A 19,149-nucleotide genomic window follows, 5' to 3' on the forward strand; every position below is an offset into this window, starting at 1 on the left:
TTCATCCGCCGAGAGTGGGGCTTGATGTCGACCTGCAGTCGCACAGCCGGACCGGCTGTCGCAGCCCGCACCTACGACAGGTTGACACCGTCGATTGCGATAGCAAATTAGCGCAACTGAGCCAATCCTGCTACGGTCAAAAGAAATCCGTCTCTCTGGACCGGTCGATACGTGCGGACTCTGGCGACCGGATGGCTCAGCCCTGCCCGTGAGGGTGGGTACGGGGCCGCATGGCGAAAATAAAGGGACATACGTGACGAACAGAAAAAGAGTAGCGATTGTCGGTGCCGGCCCCTCGGGCATGGCTCAGCTGCGGGCCTTTGAGACCGCAGCGCGCGCGGGGGCGGACATCCCCGAGATTGTCTGTTTTGAGAAACAGGCTGACTGGGGTGGCCAGTGGAACTTCACCTGGCGCACCGGACTCGACGAGTGCGGCGAGCCCGTGCACTCGAGTATGTACCGCAATCTGTGGTCGAATGCGCCGAAGGAAGCGCTGGAGTTCGCTGATTACACCTTCGACGAGCACTTCGGTCGCGCCGTCTCCTCATACCCGCCGCGCCCGGTTCTGTGGGACTACATCGCCGCCCGGCTGAAGAAGACGAACGTGCGCGATTTCATTCGTTTCCAGACCGTCGTGCGCTGGACGGAATACGACGCCGAGCGTGAGGTCTTCACGCTCACGGTCGAGAATCTCCCCACCGGAGAAACGACGACCGAGGAATTCGACCATGTGGTCGTCGCCAGCGGCCACTTCGCTTTCCCCAACGTGCCGCATTTCCCTGGCATCGAGACCTTCCCCGGGTACATCGCCCACGCGCACGACTTCCGCGGCGCGGAAGCCTTCAAGGGGCAGGACGTCCTCGTCGTCGGCTCCAGCTACTCGGCCGAGGACATCGGCAGCCAGGCGTTCAAGATGGGCGCACGCTCGGTGACGGCGAGCTATCGTTCCGCGCCGATGGGCTACGACTGGCCCGAGGGCTTCGAGGAACGCCCCGTCATCAAGCGCATCGAGGGCAACACGGTCCACTTCGCCGACGACACCTCGAAGCACATCGACGCCGTCATCCTGTGCACCGGCTACCTGCACAAGTACCCGTTCCTGCCCGACGAGCTCGCGCTGGCCTCCCCGAACAACGTGTACCCGGACGGCCTTTACCGCGGTGTCGTGTGGCAGGACAACCCACGTCTGGCCTACCTCGGCGCGCAGGACCAGTGGTTCACCTTCAACATGTTCGACGCGCAGGCCTGGTACGTACGCGACCTCATCCTGGGCCGCGCCGAGCTGCCGTCGGAGACCGAACGCTCCGCGTCCATCGCCGAGTGGCGGGAACGTTTCGAGAAGCTTTCCTCGGACGCCGAAGAGGTCCGCTTCCAGGCCGACTACGTGCGCGATCTGCTGCGGCAGACGGACTACCCCGAGTTCGACCTCGACCGGGTCGTCGAGATCTTCCTCTCGTGGAAGTGCGACAAGAGGGCCGACATCATGGGCTACCGCGACCGTGTCTACCGCTCGGTCATGACGGGAACCCTGGCCGCCGAGCACCACACACCGTGGCTCGAAGAACTCGACGACTCGATCGAGCGTTACCTCGCCAAAGACACCGCCAAGACCCTGCAGAACGCTGAGCGCAGCCTAGCGGCGTAATTCCCCGAGGTCGGGGGCGGACCCCACTACGGGTCAGGGGCCCAGCAGCTCTCACTGCGGGCCCCTGACCCGTATCCATGGGGTGGGCACAACTGGGGGATGTCGGTTGCTGGGGTCAGGGGGAGTGCGCCGTTGAGCCTCTGAATCGCCCTGGGTTTGATGGAGACATCGAAGACCCGGAAGGATGCCGACCATGGCTGCCCCCAAGAAGTACTCCGACGAACTGCGTGAGCGCGCGACACGGATGGCGGTCGAGGCCCGCCAGGACCCCGCCGGCCGGACCGGAGCAATCCGCCGCATCGCCGAACAGCTCGACGTCCACCCCGAGGCCCTGCGCACCTGGGTCAAGCGGGCCGAGACCGACGAGGGCCTGCGCGAGGGCACCACCAGCGCCGACGCCGCCCGGATCGCCGAGCTGGAACGCGAGAACAAGGAGCTGCGCCGGGCCAACGCCATCCTGAAGTCCGCCTCGGCTTTCTTCGCCGCGGAGCTGGACCGCCCACTGCGCTGAAGGTCGCCTACGTCGACCAGCACAAACAGGAGTTCGGCGTCCAGCCGATCTGCGAGGCCCTGAAGGGCACCGACGCCGAGATCGCGCCGAGCACCTACTACGCCGCCGCCAGCAGGCCCCCCAGTGCCCGCAGCCTGCGCGATGCGCGGCTCACCCAGGAGATCCGCGTGCTCCACGCCGCCAACTACGGCGTCTACGGCGCCCGGAAGATCCACGCCGCGCTGCGCAGAGCCGGGCGGAACGTGGCCCGCTGCACCGTGGAACGCCTCATGCGCGAGGCCGGCCTGCGCGGCGTGAGCAGGGCTAGGGGCCCGCGCACCACCCGGCCGGCTCCCGAGACCGGCCGCCCCGCCGACCTGGTCAAACGCGAGTTCACCGCGAGCGGACCGAACCAGCTGTGGGTCGCGGACATCACCTACATCCGCACCTTCTCCGGCTGGGTGTACGCCGCGTTCGTCATCGACGTCTTCTCCCGCATGGTCGTCGGCTGGCAGGTCGCCACCAGCCTCTACACCGACCTCGCCCTCGACGCCCTGGACATGGGTATCTGGCGCCGCCGGCGCGACGGCGCGGACCTGGCCGGACTGGTCCATCACTCCGATCGCGGCGTGCAATACCGCGCCCTGCGCTACACCGAACGCCTCGCCGATGAGGCCGCCGTGGCATCGGTCGGCTCACGCGGCGACTCGTACGACAACGCCCTCGCGGAGGCCTTCAACAGCCTGTGCTGTGCCCCGGATTACGTGGAGTCGAGCTGCTGGAGTCCAGTGTCCCGCGCCGCCTGGGCCACGGTCCGCCGCCGCACGCGGCGGGCCGGCCGGCCCGCCGCGTGCGGCGGCGGACCGTCGGTCGGCGTGACCCGCTACTCGTCCTCGGACAGCGTGATGGCGCCCACGGGGCAGGCTCGGGCGGCCTCCCGGACCAGCGGGTCGCCGGCTCCGTCCTCCCGGCCGGGCAGCAGGGCGCTGAAGCCGTCGTCGTCCTGGGTGAACACTCCCGGCGCGGTCAGGGCGCACTGTCCGGCGCCGATGCAGCGGTCCTTGTCGATCTCGATGTGCATGACGGCAGCCTCTTACCAGCTGACGGGGAGTTCCAGCATCCCCTGGATGGTGTTGCCGGGTTTGAAGGGGATCTCCTCCGGCGGGGCGGCGAGCTGGAGCCCGGGCAGCCGTTCGAGGAGCGTGCGCAGGGCGATCTCCAGCTCGGTGCGGGCGAGGTTCTGGCCGAGGCACTGGTGGATGCCGAAGCCGAAGGCGACGTGGTGACGGGTCGAGCGGTGGAAGTCGAGCGTGTCGGGCGCCGGATAGACGTCCTCGTCGCGGTTGATGACGGAGGTGGAGAAGACCACGCCGTCCCCGGCCCTGATCGTGGTCCCGGCGATCTCGATGTCCTCGGTGGCCAGCCGCAGCAGCCCGTCCGCGATGGACAGCATCCGCATGAGTTCCTCGATCGCGTCCGGCAGCAGCGAGGGGTCGGCGCGCAGTTCGGCCAGCCGGTCGGGGTGCAGCAAGAGCGTGTAGGTGCCGAGGGAGATCATGTTGGCCGTGGTCTCGTGGCCCGCGACCAGGAGGATCATCGCCAGCGCGGTCAGCTCCTCGCGGTCCAGCTCGCCCTCGCGCAGTCGCTGCTGGACGAGTTCGTCCAGCAGGCCCTCGCCGGGCTGCCGCTGCTTGAGGTCGATCAGTTCCTCCAGGTACGCCGCCAGCCGGTCCCGGGCGTCCTGCGTCTCCTCGGCCGTCGGTCCCCGCAACAGCCGCCTCGACTGCTCCTCGAAGAACTCGTGGTCGGCGTAGGGCACGCCGAGCAGGGCGCAGATCACCATGGAAGGAACCGGCAGCGCGAAGGCGCGCACCAGGTCGACGGGCGGCCCCTGCGCGATCATCGCGTCCAGCAGTTCATCGACGATCTCCTGGATGCGCGGCCTCAGCTCGGTGGCGCGCTTGAGGGTGAAGCTCGGGATCATCATCCGCCGCTGGGTGCGGTGCTTGGGATCGTCGACGCCCAGGAGTGCCGGCTTGCGGTCGCGGACCGCGGCGAAGCGGGGCGTGGTGACGGGGAAGCCCGAGCGGGTGCGGTCCGTGGACAGCCGGGGGTCCGCCAGCAGGTCGCGGGCGACGGCGTGGCCGGTCACGAGCCAGGCCGGGCGGCCGTCGTAGAGCTGGATGCGGGCCAGTGGCCGGGCGGTGCGCAGCGGGTCGTACCCGGTGGGCGGGTGATAGGGGCAGGTCCGGTCCTGGGGGAAGGAGACGGGCTCGGACAGTTCGGTCAGGTCTGTCATGGAAGACCTCGCAGACGATGGATGCGTCGTGCCGATCTTCTATAGATGCCCGGCGCACCTAGGTGCACGACATGAAGTTCGGCCAGATCGGGGACCTGCGGGATCCGGCTGGGAACCACTCATTCCGCATCGTAGTTCGGTTGCCGCCCGAACGGCGCGGGATACAGGATCCGGCCATGTCCACGACCGATGTGTTCTCGCCGCTGCCGTCCGCCGCCGACCTCTCCGCGCGGTCCCGGCAGCAGCCCGGCCGTCCCCAAAGGCCCGGTCCGCCGCGCTCGTCGCGGGCCTGCTCGCGGGCTACGGCATCGCCGTGCCCGTCGGCGCCGTCGCGACCTGCCTCGTCACCCTGACCGCCCGAACGTCCCCTGCGGACCGGTGACCGTCCCCTCATAGCTGGAGGCCGTCACTGCAGGGGAAGTCGGGAGTCATGGCGGAGAAGAGGCGGAAGTTCGGCGCGGAGTTCCGTGAGGGGGCCGTGCGGATCGTGACCGAGACCGGGAAGCCGGTCGCGCAGGTCGCGCAGGACTCGGGGGTCAACGAGACGACGCCGGCGAGCCGGGTCTCGCGGGCCAGGCGCGCGGGGAGGACGGCGCCGGAGGACAAGGACGCGCTGATCGCCCGGCTGCTGGAGGAGAACAAGCAGCTGAAGAAGGACGCCAAGGAGTCGGGGATGGAACGTGATGTCCTCGAACGCTGCATGGTCCTGTGGGTGAAGCAGCCGTGGCGGCGCCGGACCGGCTCGTCGAGAAACGGCCCTGCCAGGCCGCCTTCGCGCCCGAGTCACCGATCCGGTACACCTGGATGGCCGCGCCGACGGCCACGACCAGGGCGATCGCCCATGGAGTGAGGCCGGACCCCCTCTGGCGTGCTCTCCCAGCAGCGCACTCTCCCGCACCCGGTCCTCCAGCCACTCGCCGGATCCGGGGGTCGGCACCACCAGGACAAGAGTGACCGGCCCCGTTACCGGCAGCACCCGGCTGAGCCCGCGCGCCGCCGCAGACCACAGCGCGCAGACCACGAGCGCCGACGCCGTCAGTGGGACCAGCAGCCCCGCGCGTGATCGAAGAGGGGATCGGATGTGGTACTGGTGGGGTCGGGTAGCCGGAGCCCATTGCTGGACCCCGGCCCCCTCAGAGGTCGTCAGGGGGTTGTTCGCGCCGAGGCTTCGGCGGCGACTCGAAGTGCACCCGGATCTTCTGAAAGCCCTTGAACGTTTCGGTGGCGGCGTAGGACTGGTAGGCGCGACGGTCACCCACGCTGAGGTCCACTCGGTCCGTGAACGGCGTCAGCAGGCTCCGCGGCCACAGCCGCAGCAGCCGGACGGCTCCGACCTCGGCAGCCGTGATGAAGATGAGTGCCCCCACATAGAGCCAGGCGAGCAGCCCCAGGACGATGCCGAACAGGCCGTAGGTGGCTGTGCTCCCGCGCAGGACATGGCTGACGTAATAGGTGCCCACCCATTGCAGCCCCTGCCACGCGCAGGCAGCGCCGAGCGCGATCATGACGAGTCCGCGCAGCGGCAGCTCCCGCTGCGTCAGCAAGCGGTAGCTCACGAGGAGCAGCGAGGTGGTGAGGCCCACGGACGCCACCGTGGCGGCGATCCAGGCCCCGCCCCACAGCCGCGCGCCGAACAGGTACGTCTGCGAGGCCACCACGGACAGCAGGGTGAACGCGCACAGTCCGAGTGCCAGGATCAGCAGGAACAGCAGTCCTTTGAGCCGTGAGCGGAAGGGGTCCGGCCGGGCGTGCCGGGGCACTGCCCAGATCTTGTTGAGGGCGTACTGCGCTGCCTGGGCCACGCCCAGAGAGCCGTAGATGCTGCCCGCGATGCCCACGGCGAGTGCGGTACCGCTGCCGTGGAAGGAGTGGATGTTGCCGGCGATCTGGTCGCCGATGACGGGGAACTTGCTCAGGGCCGAGTCGAGGACCCGCTGGCGCAGGGCGGGATCGTTGCTGAGGAAGGTGCTCAGGACGGTGACGAGGATGAGGAGGAGCGGGAAGAGGGAGAGGAAGCCGTAGTAGGTGAGGAGGGCGGCGAGGTACAGGGCTTGGTCGTCGTAGAACTTGTACAGCACGGCGAGCGGCAGTCCCACCCAGCGGTGACCTCGCTGGTAGCGGTCCAGACGCTCGTGGAGTGTCATCGTTCGCGCCTTTCCCGAGGCCCGAGGCGTTCGTTGTGCCAGGCGATGGCGCGTCCGGTCTCAGGTTCGTGCAGCCCGGTCCGGCGTCCCGGTCGCTCCAGGGTGAGGACGGACGGGCCGGCGGTTTGGCTGCCGACACACCTGCACCGGCCGTCCACGCACGTCGGAGGACCGGCGTCGGGGAGATCTCACATCCGTTCCTTCGAGCCCGCCCGGAGCAGCCAGGCGTTCACGGGCCACGCGGTGAAAAACCGAGCACCATTGAGACCTGCATCAGCATCCAGTATGCGGCCGACGTCTTCGGCAGCTCCGGGGAGAGGATGACCTCCTGACCGGTCTTCGGCCCCGAAGATCCAGGCCGAGCCGAGCCGAGCCGAGCCGAGCCGAGCCGAGCCGGCCGCCCCATCGCCGCCTCCACGGTCCGGGAGATCCTCCACGTCGCGAGTGTCGCCCCGGCGCCGCGCTCGGCACGAGGCTGCAGGCACCGGAGTCACCGCCCGGAAGTGGGCCGGGCACCGGGCGCGGCCCCTCACCGCCGGCCCGGGCACGCGCATGAAGTCCCCGCGGTCCCTGCCGCGGGACCGCGACGGCACGTACGGTGCGGCGTGCGACGCGGTCTTCGGGGCCGGGGAGCCGGAGGTGCTCTTGGGTGCCCCGCGGGTTCCCCGGACGAACGCCCAAGGCGAGAGAATCAGCGGCAGCATCCGATGCGAGACGCTCGACCACGTCCTGATCGGGAACGAGACCCGCACCCACCAGATCCCGGCCGCCTGCCAGCGACACCACCACGCCCACCGACCCCACCGGGCCCGCCGGCGACTACCGCCCGACGCCGAGGAACGGCCCGACGTCGCAGTGCACGCCCTCGACGCCCGCCGGGTGCTGCGGACCCGGGCCCCTCGGCGGCATGATCGGCGAGTACCGCCGCACCGCTTGACCGGCGACGACGACTTTTCGAGCGGCACGGGGAACACCCGGCCCGAGTGCGCTCGGGTCGGGTGTTCCCCGTGCCGGGAACGAGAGCCATGCGTCAGGACGGGGGCTGGAGGACCGTGTCGATGACGTAGACGGTGGCGTTCGCGGTCTTGATGTTGCCGCAGACGATGTTCGCCTTGCCGTTGACCTTGAAGTCGGTGCCCGAGCCCGACGTGGTCAGTTTGCCGCCTTCCACCGTCGTGAAGGAGCCCTTGGGGAGTTCGTTCGGGGTGATCCGCTTGTCCACCACGTGGTAGGTCAGCACCTTCTTCAACTGCTCCTGATTGCCGAGCAGCGAGTTGAGCTGCGACACAGTCACCTTCTGGAAAGCCTGGTTGTTGGGGGCGAAGACGGTGATGTCGGATTTCCCGTCGAGGGTGCCGATCAGGTTCGCCCTGGCCGCGGCTGCGACCAGCTGGCTGAGTTGCGGGTATGCGGCCGCAGCCTCTATGAGCTTGTCCTTGGACGTGTCGGCCTTCTGGGAGAGCGTCGAACAGCCGGGGCCGAACGTCCCCGACGGGCTGGGAGACGCATCCTGTGCGTGGCTCTGCGCCGCCAGGCCTCCGAGCGCGAGCGGGATGGCGACCACAGCTGCCGCGGCGGCTTTCGCTGTACGCATGCGGGTGAACCTCATCGCAACCTTCTTCCCGTGGAGGCGTGAACACTGCAGAGGTTTGGACTGCGGAAGTCTTCGTTTCCGCTGGGCGGGGTAGGAGGCGGCTGCTGCGCCCGGCCTCGGGCCATCATCAGCCGGTCACTCAGCGAGCGTATTGGCAGGCGCTGGTGACCGCATCTCGAAGCCCGGAAGCGGTGAACGCCCCGCCCCGCTGAACTCCGGCCTGCCGGATTCGCGGTATTGACGTCTTCAGGTGCTGCAGCCAGTACCTGGAGACCGCGCTTGCGAAGCGAACCACCTGGCCTGGCTCTCTCGGGGATCTTGAAGCTGTCGAGACCGTCCGCTGACGGCTCGTCAGTAATTCAGGCGAGGGGTACCGCGCTGATCCGGGAAGTCCTGGAACGCGGTCGGCGGCCGGACGTGGGCGCTTCCTCGGCCGGTGACAGACCGCTGAGGCGCTCGGTGCCCACGGCGATGGCCGTGCACACGTGCTGTGGGCGGGCCTTCGGCTGCCCCCCCGGTAGCAGCAGTGGCACATGTCGTGCCCGTGGGCGAACTCGTTGACGGTGCCCTCCACTCCGGAGCGGACCGCGCAGCGGGCTGCCACTCGGGCGTCTGCTGCTCGGTGCGGACGTGGACGTACAGGTCGCGGAGTGCTCGCGGGGAAAGCCCGCAGTGCGGGCGCTTTCGCGGGAGCTGGCGCACATCACCCCGGCGCAAGGGGTGCGGTCCTGGCGAAGGAGTGCGTGAGGGCCCGGTTCAGTGACGTGCCGCGCGGACGCCGAGAGCGGTGACGGCGGCTCCCAGGAGGGCGGCGGCCGAGACGCGCAGGGCACGCTCCCGCCACGGCGGGGTGGGGCGCGAGGGGCCGTTCCGCTCGGGCCGACCGGGCGCGGCGTGCGGGCTTCGTCCTCGGGGGTCTCGGGCCAGCTTCATCACCTCGGCGACGTGCAGTGCCCGGCGTCCGGTGCCGGCGTCCTCGATCTGCGTCTTGCAGGAGAAGCCGTCGGCCACCACCACGCAGTCGTCCTCGGCGTCCCGTACGGCGGGCAGGAGGGCCTGCTCTCCGCAGTCCAGGGAGATCTCGTACTTGCCGGACTCGAAGCCCCACGATCCGGCCAGGCCGCAGCAGCCGCCCTGGAGGTCGTTCACCTCCAGGCCCATGTCCTCCAGCAGTTGGCGGTCGGGACTCATGCCGCCGGTGGCCCGCTGGTGGCAGTGTCCCCACAGGAGCGCCTTGCCGTCGAGGGCGGGCGGCCGGATGCCGAAGGTCTGGAAGAACTCCGCGAAGTGGTAGGCGTTGCGGGTGAGCCGCTTGGCGTCGTCGTCGTGCGGCAGCAGTTTGGGCAGCTCGTCCTTGAAGACGGCCAGGCAGCTGGGCTCCATGCCGACGACGGGCGTTCCGGCCCGCAGTTCGGGCCGCAGGACGTCCAGCACCCGGCGCAGGTAGCGTTCGGCGGCGTCCAGGAAGCCGTAGTCGTACAGCGGCCGGCCGCAGCAGATGTGCTGCTCGGGCATGATGACCCGCCAGCCCGCCGCCTCGATCGCCTCCACGCACGCCACACCGACCTGGGTGTGGAAGTGGTTGTTGAACGTGTCGGGGAAGAGGACGACGGGCCGTCCGGTCGGGTTGGCGGTGCCGCCGCGTCGGGCGAACCAGTCCTGGAGCGTCATCGGCGCGAACCGGGGCAGCGGGCGCCTGCGGTCGATGCCCGCGACCAGCTTGGTCAGCCGGGACAGCCCCGGAGTCCGGGTGGCGATGTTGGCCAGCTCGGGAACGCGTGAGGCGATCCGGGCGGTCCGGTCGATGAAGCCGAAGGCGTAGGCGTACCGGGGGCGCCACCGCCGGGCCGACTTGAAGTGGTGGTGGAGGAACTCCGCCTTGTAGGTGGGCATGTCGACGTTGACGGGGCAGTCGTTGGTACAGCCCTTGCAGGCCAGGCAGAGGTCGAGTGCGTCCTTGACCTCCTTCGACTGCCAGCCGTCGGTGATCACGTCGCCCTTGAGCATCTCGTACAGCAGCCGGGCCCGGCCGCGGGTGGTGTGCTTCTCCTCGCGGGTCACCTGGTAGCTGGGGCACATCGTCGTCTCGGCCCGCGGGACGCGGCACTTGCCGATGCCGACACAGCGCAGGGTGGCGTGGGCGAAGTCGCCGCCGTCCTCCGGATAGGCGAACTTGAGCGGGATGCGCGGGGGGTTGTAGTCGGTGCCGAGTTTGAGGTTCTCGTCCATCCGGTAGGGGTCGACGACCTTGCCGGGGTTCATCTTGGCCTGCGGGTCCCAGACGGCCTTGAACTCACGCATGGCCTGGACCAGTTCGGGACCGTACTGCTTCTCCAGCAGTTCACCGCGCTGCTGGCCGTCCCCGTGCTCGCCGGACACCGATCCGCCGAGGGCGACGACCAGGTCGGCGGCGTCCTCGATGAACGCCCGGTACGTGGCCAGGCCCTCGGCGGTACGGAGGTCGAAGCTGAGCCGGCAGTGGATGCAGCCCTGGCCGAAGTGCCCGTACATGGCGCCCTTGATGCCGTGTCGGTCCATGACCTCGCGCAGCTTGCGCACGTACTCGCCGAGCCGGTCGGGCGGGACGGCGGAGTCCTCCCAGCCGGGCCAGTGGTCCTTGCCGTCGGGCGGGAACGCGGTCGAGCCGAGTCCGCCCTCCCGGATCGCCCACAGGTGCTCGCTGGTGCCACCCTCCTGTGTGCTCCTGGCGACGCGGATGCGGTCGCGGGCGTAGCCCTTGTCGTCCGTGAGCCATGCGATGAACCGGTGGGCCCGGTCGACGGACTCCTCGGTGGTGTCCGCGCCGAACTGGACGACGAGCCAGGCCCCGCCTCCCCGGCGCGGGAGCTCCTTGATGTCCTCCACGTTCATGTTCTGTTCCTGCTGTTCCCGGATGAGCTCGTCGTCCAGGGCCTCCAGGCCGATCGGCCGCCACCGCTCGACGATCTCCTCGCAGTGCTCGGCCGAGTCGGCGAGGTCGTCGTACTCCACCACCACGGTGGTGCGCTGCAGCAGGGCGGGGGTGAGCTTGAGGACGGCCCGCAGCACCGTGGCACAGGTGCTCTCGGTGCCGACCAGGGCGCGGGCGACGTTGAAGCCTCGTTCCGGCAGGAGCTCGTCGAGGTTGTAGCCGGAGACCCGGCGCGGCACCTGCTTCTCCGAGGGGAACCCGGCTCGGATGGCGTCGGCGTACTTGTCCCGCAGGTCGCGCAGCGCGGCGTAGATCTCGCCCTTGCGGCCGCCCGCGGCGATGATCTCGTCGACCCGCTCCTCCTCGTCGACGCCGACCCAGAACCGTGCGCCGTCGTAGGTGACGATCTCCAGAGCCTCGACGTTGTCGCTGGTGCGCGGGCCGGGGCCGTACAGCTGCGACTGCACCGAGTGGATGCCGCAGGAGTTGTTGCCGATGTTGCCGCCGATGACGCACCGGGAGTGGGTGGAGGGGTCGGGTCCGAAGATCAGGCCGTGTTCGCCGGTGTGGCGGTTGAGCTCCTCGTTGATGACGCCCGGCTCGCAGGTGACCAGGCGACGCTCGAGGTCGATCTCGCCGATGGCGGTGAGGTATTTCGAGTGGTCGATGACGACGGCCTCGTTGACCGTCTCCCCGGACAGGCTGGTGCCGCCGCCGCGGTTGAGGACGGGGGCGCCGAAGCGGCGGCAGATCCTGTGCACCGCCACGACGTCGTCCAGGGTGCGCGGTACGACGACCCCCACCGGCACCTGACGGAAGTTGGACGCGTCCTGGGCGTACAGGCCGAGCGTGCCGCTGTCGAAGCGGACCTCGCCCTCGACCGCCTTGTGCAGCGCCCGCTCCAGCTTCCCGACGTCGATGGTCTGCCGGGCGCGTGGCGGTCCCGCGATCCCCGGGTCGGTCTTGGCGGGTACGTCCCGCTCCGTGCCGTGTCTCGCTTCGGCCATGGGTGTCCACTCTCCTCTGCCGTCCTGGTCAGGACGGTTGCGTCCCGTGAACGCGGTAGGGCTCCGCGTCGGCCCACTTGACGTCCAGGCCGAGTCCGGGGCGGTCGGTGTCGGGCCGCAGCGCGCCGCCGACGGGCGACAGGGTGCCGTCGAACAGCAGGTGTTCGACGCGCACGTGATCATGGAAGTACTCCAGGTGCCGCAGTCGACGCACGGCGCAGAAGGCGTGCGCGGACAGCGCGGGGGCGCAGTGCGCGGACAGGTCGAGGTGCCGGGCGGCCGACAGACCGGCGACCTCCAGCACACCGGTGACGCCCCCGCACCGGGTGATGTCCGCCTGCAGGCAGTCGACGGCGGGCCCGTCGGTGAGGCTGCCGAAGTCCTGGGCGGTGAAGGCGTACTCTCCCGCCGCGATCTCCAGCCGTTCCGGCCCCCGGTCGCGCAGCATCCGCAGCCCTTCGAGATCGGCGGAGGTGACGGGCTCCTCGAACCAGCGCACGTCCCACTCGTCGTGGAACCGCCGCGCCCAGTACAGGGCCTCCTTGCGGGCGAGTGCGCCGTTGGCGTCGGTGAACAGTTCCGGTTCGTCACCGATCGCCTTGCGCACGGCGGTCAGGCGGTCGGCGTCGCGTTCCGGTTGCCGGGAGGTCTTCAGCTTCACCCGCGGGATGCCCTGACCCACCCAGGCGGTGAGCTGGTCGGTGAGGCGGTCCAGGGGGTAGTTGGTGAAGCCGCCGCTGCCGTAGACCGGCACCCGGTCGTGGCAGGCCGGGAGGAGGTGCACCAGCGGAAGGTCCAGCAGTCTGGCCTTGAGGTCCCACAGCGCCACGTCCACGGCGGAGACCGCCATGCTCCCGACGCCGGGACGCCCGGCGTTGCGGATCCGCGCACCCATCCGCTGCCACAGCGCCGCAGGCGAGGAGGCGGGCTCGCCCTTGATCACCGGAGTCAGTTTCGAGTGCACGAACGAGGCGACCGAGGCGTCCCCGTAGGTGTAACCCAGCCCGGTCCTGCCACCGGCGTGCACCCGTACCAGGACCAGGGTCGTGGAGTCCCACTCCAGGGTGCCGTCCTGCTCCCTGCCCTCGGGACCGTCGGTGGGGACCTCGAAGGCGTGGACGTCGACCGCGTCGACCGTGCACCCCTCCAACGACGTCGTGTCGTCCCGCATCAGTGGCGCCCCGGGAGGTGCCCGGCGTACTCGGCGAGCTCCTGGCGTACGCCCTCGGCGGCGCTGTCGACGCGTTCCGGACCCGCCTCGGACTCCAGCACCACGGGCCGGTCGAAGGCCGGCGCCCCGCCCCGGGCCGCACCGGTCCCCTTCGGCGCGTCACGGTGGCCGGGCAGGCCGTTGACGTCCTCACCCGGACAGCCGTACACCCGCTTCGCGCCCCGCTTCTGTGGGCGCGGCGGGACGAAGTCGGCCACCAGCGTCATCACGTTCTCCTCCGGACGCACCTCTGCCGTCATCAGTGGGTGACCCCTGGGCGGGCCGCGTAAACGGTGCTCCCGGTTCTGCCACTCGTGCGGACCGCACGGTGAGTGGTCGGTCCGGGCCGAAGAGCCGCCGGTCGGCGGTGTCACGTTTCCATCCGGTTCAGTCCGGTTAGGGCCAGTGTCATGAGCTTCCGACCCCCGGTGCCCGCCACGACGGGACATCCCGCTGTCCCGCCCTGGGCCATCCGGGACTACGCCGTGCTGGCCGACGGTGAGCGCGGGGCGCTGGTCGATCCCGAGGGCCGGGTGGTCTGGCTGTGCGCGCCGCGGTGGGACAGCGACGCGGTGTTCTGCGCCCTGATCGCAGGCGCCGGGCACTTCGCGGTGGAACCCGCCGACCGGTGGCACGTGTGGGGCGGTTACTACGAGGAGGGGACCCTCATCCGGGTGAGCCGCTGGGTGACCGCGGACTCCGTGATCGAGTGCCGTGACGCGCTGGCCCTGCCCGCCACGCCGGACCGGCTGGTGCTGCTGCGCCGGATGCGGGTGGAGCGGGGTGAGGCGCGGCTGCGGCTGAGCCTCGACCCGCTCCCCGGTTTCGGCGCCCACCGTATGACGAACGCCCGACTGGAGGGCGGCGTGTGGACGGCTCAAGGCGACGGGCTGCGGCTGCGGCTGCTGGGGGCCCCCGAGGCGGAGTGGGACGGGGAGTCCGGGCTGCGCGGCGAGTTCCGGCTGCGGCGGGGCGAGGAGCACGACCTGGTGCTGGAGCTCGCCTCGGGCCCCGACGGCGGCCGCCTCGAGCCGGGGGAACTGTGGCGGGCGACGGAGCGGGAGTGGCGGCGTGCGGTGCCGGACTGCTCGACGCTCGCCGCACCGCGCGACGCCCGGCACGCGTACGCGGTGCTGCGGGGGCTGACCAGCTCGGCGGGCGGCATGGTCGCCGCCGCCACCACGTCGCTGCCGGAACGGGCCAACACCGGACGCAGCTACGACTACCGCTTCTCCTGGCTGCGCGACCAGTGTTACGCGGGCGTCGCGGTCGCCGCGCACGGACCGCACGAGCTGATGGACGGCGCCGTGCGCTTCATCTCCGAACGCGTGCTCGAGGACGGCGAACGGGTCCGGCCCGCCTACACCGTCACCGGTGGGCCGGTGCCCGAGGAGCACGCGCTGCGACTGCCGGGCTATCCGGGCGGTGGCGACCGGATCGGCAACCGGGCGGCCACCCAGTTCCAGCTCGACACGTTCGGTGAGGCGCTGCAGCTCTTCGCCGCGGCCGCCCGGCACGACCGGCTCACCGCGGAGGCGGAACGCGCGGTGAGCGTGACGGTGGACGCGGTGGAACGCAACTGGCGGAGGCCCGACGCAGGCCTGTGGGAGCTGGAGGACCGGTGGTGGACCCACTCCCGGCTGAGCGTCGTCTCCGGGCTGCGGCACATCGCGGACGTGCTGCCCGGCGCGACGGCACGGCGTTGCACCGAGACCGCCGACGTGATCATGGCCGAGACACGCCGTCGTTGTCTGCGCGCCGACGGCCGCTGGCGCCGGGCCGCCGACGACGACGGAGCCGAGGCCGCCCTGCTGGTGCCGCTGGCCCGCGGCTGCCCCTCCGCCGACGACCCCAGCAACGCCGTCACCCGCTCCTACGTCGAGGACCGACTGGCCGAGGACGGATACGTGTACCGCTTCGACCACCCCGGCGGTCCTCTGGGCAGGGAGGAAGGCGCCTTCCTGCTGTGCGGGTTCACCATGGCTCTGGCCGCGCACCAGCTGGGCGACCGCACGGGTGCGTTCCGCTGGTTCGAACGCGCCCGGGCGGCCTGCGGTCCGTCCGGGCTGTTCGCGGAGGAGTACGACGTACGGCAGCGTCAGCTGCGCGGCAACCTGCCCCAGGCCTTCGTCCACGCGCTCCTGCTGGAGTGCGCGGTCCGCCTCAACGACGTCTCGACGCTGCCGTTCTGAGCGCGCCCGCCCGAACGTACCCTCCCACACCACCGGCCACCGCCGCGGCGGCACCGGCCGCGGCGGCGGCCAGCGCGAGCGGCCGGCGGTGGCGGGAGAGCCAGAACTGGAGGCTGCGCGGGTGGGCCTCGTCGTCGAAGACGCCGTGCGCGCCGTAGTCGGCCGGAGCGGTGTCGTCCGGCGGCTTCCAGAGGTTGACCGGCCGCGACGGGTCGACGGGCCGGTCCGTCGGCTGCGCGTCGTAACCGGTCCTGGCCAGGTAGCGGTCCAGCAGCCCGGGGGCGAGCTTCTGCCCGAGCAGGGTGGCGACGGTGGACCCGCCGACCCAGTACTCGCGCCGCTCCGGATGGTCCGCGGCGTACAGGACCGCCTCGGCGGCGACCTCGGGCTGGTAGACGGGGGCCACGGGGCGCGGGTGCCGGGGCAGCCGGGTGAGGACCCAGCTGAACTGGGGCGTGTTGAGCCCGGGCATCTGGACCATGGTCACCCGCACCCCGCTGCGGTCGTGCAACAGCTCGCAGCGCAGCGAGGCGGTGAACCCCTGGATGGCGTGCTTGGCTCCGCAGTACACCGCCTGGAGCGGGACGCTGCGCTGGGCCAGGGCCGAACCGACCTGGACGATGGTGCCGCGATCGCGCGGCGTCATGCGCCGCAGAGCGGCCTGGGTGCCGTGCACGAAGCCGAAGTAGGTCACCTCCGTGGCCCGCTTCAGTTCCTCCGGCCGGACCTCCTGGACGGGGGCGAAGACCGTCGTGAAGGCGGCGTTCACCCAGATGTCGATCGGCCCGAGTTCCTCCTCCACCCGGGTCGCGGCGGCGTCCACGGCCTGAGGGTCGGCGACGTCCACGACCAGGGGCAGCGCGCGTCCACCCGCCTGCCGCACCTCGTCGGCCGCCCGTTCCAGGGCGTGCTCGCCCCGCGCGAGCAGGGCCACGGAGCTTCCGCGCGCGCCGAAGGCCCGGGCGGTGGCCCGGCCGACCCCGCCGCTCGCCCCGGTGACGACCACGACGTCCCCGCCCGTCCGGCGGTGCCGTCCGCCGCGCGGGGGCCGCCGCGCGGCGCTCACTTCTTCCCCCGACCGGGGATGTGCTCGGCGTACTCGGTGAGCTTCTGGCGTACGCCCTTGGTGGCGATGCCGGTGAGTTCCGGGTCGTGCAGCGCCGCCTTGGCCGCCTTCTTGGCCTGCGTCTTCATGATGTGCGGCGGGATCGGCGCGATCTCCGCGTCGACCTTGAACTCCAGGACCACGGGCCGGTCGGCGGCGAGCGCCTCGTCCCAGGCGTCACCGACCTTCTTGGGGCGGGTGCAGACGATGCCCTTGAGGCCGAGGAGTTCGGCGTAGGCGGCATAGGGGACGTCGGGGATGGTCTGGGAGCCCGGGTACTTCGGGTCGCCGGCCATGGCGCGCTGCTCCCAGGTGACCTGGTTGAGGTCCTGGTTGTTGAACACGCAGAAGATCAGCGGGGCCCGTCCGGACAGGCGGTCCAGGTACCGCTTGACGGTGATCATCTCGTTCATGCCGTTCATCTGGAACGCGCCGTCCCCGATGAAGGCGATCACCGGCCGGTCCGGGTACGCGAAGCGCGCCGCGATCGCGTACGGCGTCCCCGGGCCCATGGTCGCCAGGGTGCCGGACAGCGAGGCCCGCATGCCGTCGCGGAGCTTGAGGTGGCGTGCCCACCAGTTGGTGCCCGAGCCGGAGTCGGCGGTCAGGATGGCGCCGTCCGGCAGCCGCGGCGAGAGTTCGGCGGCGACGGCCTGGGGGTTGATGGTGTCTCCGAAGTGCTGGTCGGCCCACCGCTCGCACAGATCGTTCCATTCGACGACGTCCCTCTCGATCTCCTTCCGCCAGGAGCGGTCCTCCTTGCGCCGGAGCATGGGGATCAGGGCGCGCAGGGTCTCCTTGGAGTCGCCCACCAGGTGGGCGTCCATGGGATAGCGGATGCCGATCATCCGGCCGTCGATGTCGATCTCGACGCCCTTGGCCTGGCCCTCGTCCGGCAGCCACTCCGCGTACGGGAAGCTGCTGCCGATCATGAACAGGGTGTCGCAGCCCTGGATCATGTTGTCGCTGGCCTTGCTGCCCAGCAGCCCGATGGGGCCGGTCACGAACGGCAGGTCGTCCGGCAGCACCTCCCGCCCCAGCAGGGCCTTGGCCACGCCGGCGCCCAGCAGCTCCGCGGCTTCCACGACCTCGCTCTCCGCCTCCGCGGCACCCTGGCCGACCAGCATGGCGACCTTCTTGCCGGCGTTGAGGACGTCGGCGGCCTTGCGCAGCTCTCCGGGGTCGGGGAGCATCCGGGGCCGGCTCCAGCCGACGCTGGAGAAGACCGCACCGTGCATCTTCGGTGGGGAGGGCATGGCGTCCTCCTCCTGCACGTCGTTGGGGATGATGATCGTGGCGACGCCCCGGGTGGTCAGCGCCGTCTTGAAGGCGCGGTCGATGACGTGCCGGGCCTGGCCCGGGTGCACGACCATCTGGCAGAACTCCGACACGTCCGCGAACAGCCGGTCGAGCGCGATCTCCTGCTGGTAGTGGGTGCCCAGCGACAGCCGCTTCTGCTGGCCGACCACCGCCACCACCGGCTGGTGGTCGAGCTTGGCGTCGTACAGACCGTTGAGCAGGTGCACCGCGCCCGGACCGGAGGTCGCCGTGCAGCAGCCGACCTCACCGGTGAACTTCGCGTGCGCGCAGGCCATGAACGCGGCCATCTCCTCGTGCCGCGTCTGGATGAACTCCGGATCGCCGTCGGCCCGGTCGAACGCGCCGAGCAGACCGTTGATGCCGTCGCCCGGATAGCCGTACACCCGCTTCACGCCCCATTCGGACAAGCGCTGGAGCACGTAGTCGGCGACTTGAGTCATGGGGCTCTCCTGGGGAGGGATGAAAGACACTTTTGGAGTGCTTTCCCCGAAAGTCGGTGAACCGGACGGCACTCACTCGTTCGGCCGCCCCCGGCAGACGTGCGCGTAGGGCGGGGGAGACCTCCGCGGTGAGCCGGAACGGGTCCAGGACTCGCTCCTGCGCACCGACCAGGAACGGCCGGGGTGCCGTCAGCCGGGGTTACGCCTGCGTTGGGTCTCATGCTGGTCACTCACGGATCGCCACCGGCCGGATGCCGGGAGAGTCGCCACCCGGGCGTCGGTGGTGGACGGTGACGGCCGCGGTGCTGCGGTGGACCGGCGTGGGAAAGGCGGTGTCCTTCTACCGGTACCTCGCCTTCAACCTGCCGGTTCTCACCACACTGTCGGCGTTGGGTCTGCTGCTCGGCTTCGCCGCTGTCCAGTTGTGGACGCTGTTCACCCACCGTGAGGTGCCGGGCCACTTCACCGCGTACCTGGCGCTGCTCGCCGCTGGTTCAGTGCTCGCCGTAGTCGGTGTCGCGCAGGGTTGGGCCGCTCGCGCGGGCGGGCCGCGCCGCCGCGGCCGCTTCGCCTGGGCCCTGGGCAGCCTGGTGACGTCGGCTTCCGTCGCGATGTACCTCCTCAGCCGCACTGCGGGGCTTCCGGGTCTCGGGGAGCTGAGGGGACGGTGGGACCACATCCCGGGCACCCTCACGATGGCTCTGGCGGGTCTCTTCGTGGGTCTTCACTTCTCGGTCCTCACCGGACTGAACGTCGCCGCGCCCGACCGCCGTCACTGGCACGACTGAACCG

The 19,149-nt window shown here is 70.6% G+C and carries 14 protein-coding genes and 2 pseudogenes; 7 read left to right on the forward strand and 9 right to left on the reverse strand.

Annotation, left to right across the window (positions count from 1 at the left end; all coding sequences use genetic code 11):
- Positions 1 to 208: 208 nt before the first annotated feature.
- The 3 genes and pseudogenes from AC6F7H_RS03195 to AC6F7H_RS03205 all read left to right on the forward strand — a co-directional run.
- Entirely contained in the window at positions 209 to 1,645 is a 1,437-nt protein-coding gene (locus AC6F7H_RS03195) for a trimethylamine monooxygenase (protein ID WP_500755054.1), read from the forward strand.
- Positions 1,646 to 1,838: 193 nt separating this feature from the next.
- Positions 1,839 to 2,156, forward strand: coding sequence for a transposase (locus AC6F7H_RS03200; RefSeq protein ID WP_500755056.1), 318 nt, complete (start codon positions 1,839 to 1,841; stop codon positions 2,154 to 2,156).
- 47 nt (positions 2,157 to 2,203) lie between these two features.
- Positions 2,204 to 2,827: pseudogene (locus AC6F7H_RS03205) on the forward strand (IS3 family transposase); the annotation flags it as partial.
- 191 nt (positions 2,828 to 3,018) lie between these two features.
- Here the strand turns inward: AC6F7H_RS03205 and AC6F7H_RS03210 are convergent.
- Positions 3,019 to 3,216: a ferredoxin gene (locus AC6F7H_RS03210; protein WP_055571498.1), complete on the reverse strand. Its 198-nt coding sequence runs from the start codon at positions 3,214 to 3,216 to the stop codon at positions 3,019 to 3,021.
- A gap of 12 nt (positions 3,217 to 3,228) precedes the next feature.
- Positions 3,229 to 4,434, reverse strand: coding sequence for a cytochrome P450 (locus AC6F7H_RS03215; protein ID WP_500755057.1), 1,206 nt, complete (start codon positions 4,432 to 4,434; stop codon positions 3,229 to 3,231).
- Between the two features lie 121 nt (positions 4,435 to 4,555).
- Here AC6F7H_RS03215 and AC6F7H_RS03220 point away from each other — a divergent pair.
- Positions 4,556 to 4,801, forward strand: a pseudogene (locus AC6F7H_RS03220) (lysine transporter LysE); the annotation flags it as partial.
- A 63-nt stretch (positions 4,802 to 4,864) separates the two neighbouring features.
- On the forward strand, positions 4,865 to 5,284 hold the full coding sequence (locus AC6F7H_RS03225; RefSeq protein ID WP_500755059.1) for a transposase: 420 nt from the start codon (positions 4,865 to 4,867) through the stop codon (positions 5,282 to 5,284).
- A gap of 283 nt (positions 5,285 to 5,567) precedes the next feature.
- Here the strand turns inward: AC6F7H_RS03225 and AC6F7H_RS03230 are convergent, their stop codons facing one another.
- The 5 genes from AC6F7H_RS03230 to AC6F7H_RS03250 form a co-directional block, all read right to left on the reverse strand.
- Positions 5,568 to 6,578, reverse strand: a complete 1,011-nt coding sequence (locus AC6F7H_RS03230; RefSeq protein WP_500755060.1) for a YihY/virulence factor BrkB family protein — start codon at positions 6,576 to 6,578, stop codon at positions 5,568 to 5,570.
- Between the two features lie 1,030 nt (positions 6,579 to 7,608).
- Positions 7,609 to 8,172, reverse strand: a complete 564-nt coding sequence (locus tag AC6F7H_RS03235) for a fasciclin domain-containing protein (RefSeq protein ID WP_500755062.1) — start codon at positions 8,170 to 8,172, stop codon at positions 7,609 to 7,611.
- 756 nt (positions 8,173 to 8,928) lie between these two features.
- Positions 8,929 to 12,090 carry an FAD-binding and (Fe-S)-binding domain-containing protein gene (locus AC6F7H_RS03240; protein WP_500755063.1) on the reverse strand — a complete coding sequence of 1,054 codons (3,162 nt, stop codon included), beginning with the start codon at positions 12,088 to 12,090 and terminating at the stop codon, positions 8,929 to 8,931.
- Positions 12,091 to 12,118: 28 nt separating this feature from the next.
- The gene (locus AC6F7H_RS03245) at positions 12,119 to 13,261 is read right to left on the reverse strand and encodes an enolase C-terminal domain-like protein (protein ID WP_500755064.1); all 1,143 of its coding nucleotides are present in this window, start codon (positions 13,259 to 13,261) and stop codon (positions 12,119 to 12,121) included.
- Positions 13,261 to 13,560, reverse strand: coding sequence for a hypothetical protein (locus AC6F7H_RS03250; protein ID WP_500755065.1), 300 nt, complete (start codon positions 13,558 to 13,560; stop codon positions 13,261 to 13,263). The genes AC6F7H_RS03245 and AC6F7H_RS03250 overlap by 1 nt, the downstream gene beginning before the upstream one ends.
- A 150-nt stretch (positions 13,561 to 13,710) precedes the next feature.
- On the opposite strand from AC6F7H_RS03250, the gene AC6F7H_RS03255 reads away from it, so the two are divergent.
- Positions 13,711 to 15,492, forward strand: a complete 1,782-nt coding sequence (locus tag AC6F7H_RS03255) for a glycoside hydrolase family 15 protein (protein ID WP_500755066.1) — start codon at positions 13,711 to 13,713, stop codon at positions 15,490 to 15,492.
- On the opposite strand, the gene AC6F7H_RS03260 is transcribed toward AC6F7H_RS03255, so the two are convergent.
- Both AC6F7H_RS03260 and AC6F7H_RS03265 read right to left on the reverse strand, forming a co-directional pair.
- The gene (locus AC6F7H_RS03260; protein ID WP_500755067.1) at positions 15,464 to 16,558 is read right to left on the reverse strand and encodes an SDR family oxidoreductase; all 1,095 of its coding nucleotides are present in this window, start codon (positions 16,556 to 16,558) and stop codon (positions 15,464 to 15,466) included. The two genes, AC6F7H_RS03255 and AC6F7H_RS03260, sit on opposite strands and share 29 nt — an antisense overlap.
- Complete coding sequence (locus tag AC6F7H_RS03265) at positions 16,555 to 18,357, reverse strand: thiamine pyrophosphate-requiring protein (RefSeq protein ID WP_500755069.1); 1,803 nt, start codon at positions 18,355 to 18,357, stop codon at positions 16,555 to 16,557. The genes AC6F7H_RS03260 and AC6F7H_RS03265 overlap by 4 nt, the downstream gene beginning before the upstream one ends.
- 290 nt (positions 18,358 to 18,647) lie before the next feature.
- Here AC6F7H_RS03265 and AC6F7H_RS03270 point away from each other — a divergent pair, with 290 nt between their 5' ends.
- Positions 18,648 to 19,145 (forward strand): hypothetical protein, encoded by a 498-nt coding sequence (locus AC6F7H_RS03270; protein ID WP_500755070.1) that lies wholly within the window; start codon positions 18,648 to 18,650, stop codon positions 19,143 to 19,145.
- Positions 19,146 to 19,149 lie beyond the last annotated feature (4 nt).

The organism is Streptomyces sp. MMS24-W38 (assembly GCF_059889265.1).

Coding starts and splice junctions, on each gene's coding strand:
- AC6F7H_RS03200 (WP_500755056.1), top strand. CDS start 1,839: ATGGCTGCCCCCAAGAAGTACTCCGACGAACTGCGTGAGCGCGCGACA.
- AC6F7H_RS03210 (WP_055571498.1), bottom strand. CDS start 3,216: ATGCACATCGAGATCGACAAGGACCGCTGCATCGGCGCCGGACAGTGC.
- AC6F7H_RS03215 (WP_500755057.1), bottom strand. CDS start 4,434: ATGACAGACCTGACCGAACTGTCCGAGCCCGTCTCCTTCCCCCAGGAC.
- AC6F7H_RS03225 (WP_500755059.1), top strand. CDS start 4,865: ATGGCGGAGAAGAGGCGGAAGTTCGGCGCGGAGTTCCGTGAGGGGGCC.
- AC6F7H_RS03230 (WP_500755060.1), bottom strand. CDS start 6,578: ATGACACTCCACGAGCGTCTGGACCGCTACCAGCGAGGTCACCGCTGG.
- AC6F7H_RS03235 (WP_500755062.1), bottom strand. CDS start 8,172: ATGCGTACAGCGAAAGCCGCCGCGGCAGCTGTGGTCGCCATCCCGCTC.
- AC6F7H_RS03240 (WP_500755063.1), bottom strand. CDS start 12,090: ATGGCCGAAGCGAGACACGGCACGGAGCGGGACGTACCCGCCAAGACC.
- AC6F7H_RS03245 (WP_500755064.1), bottom strand. CDS start 13,261: ATGCGGGACGACACGACGTCGTTGGAGGGGTGCACGGTCGACGCGGTC.
- AC6F7H_RS03250 (WP_500755065.1), bottom strand. CDS start 13,560: ATGACGGCAGAGGTGCGTCCGGAGGAGAACGTGATGACGCTGGTGGCC.
- AC6F7H_RS03255 (WP_500755066.1), top strand. CDS start 13,711: ATGAGCTTCCGACCCCCGGTGCCCGCCACGACGGGACATCCCGCTGTC.
- AC6F7H_RS03265 (WP_500755069.1), bottom strand. CDS start 18,357: ATGACTCAAGTCGCCGACTACGTGCTCCAGCGCTTGTCCGAATGGGGC.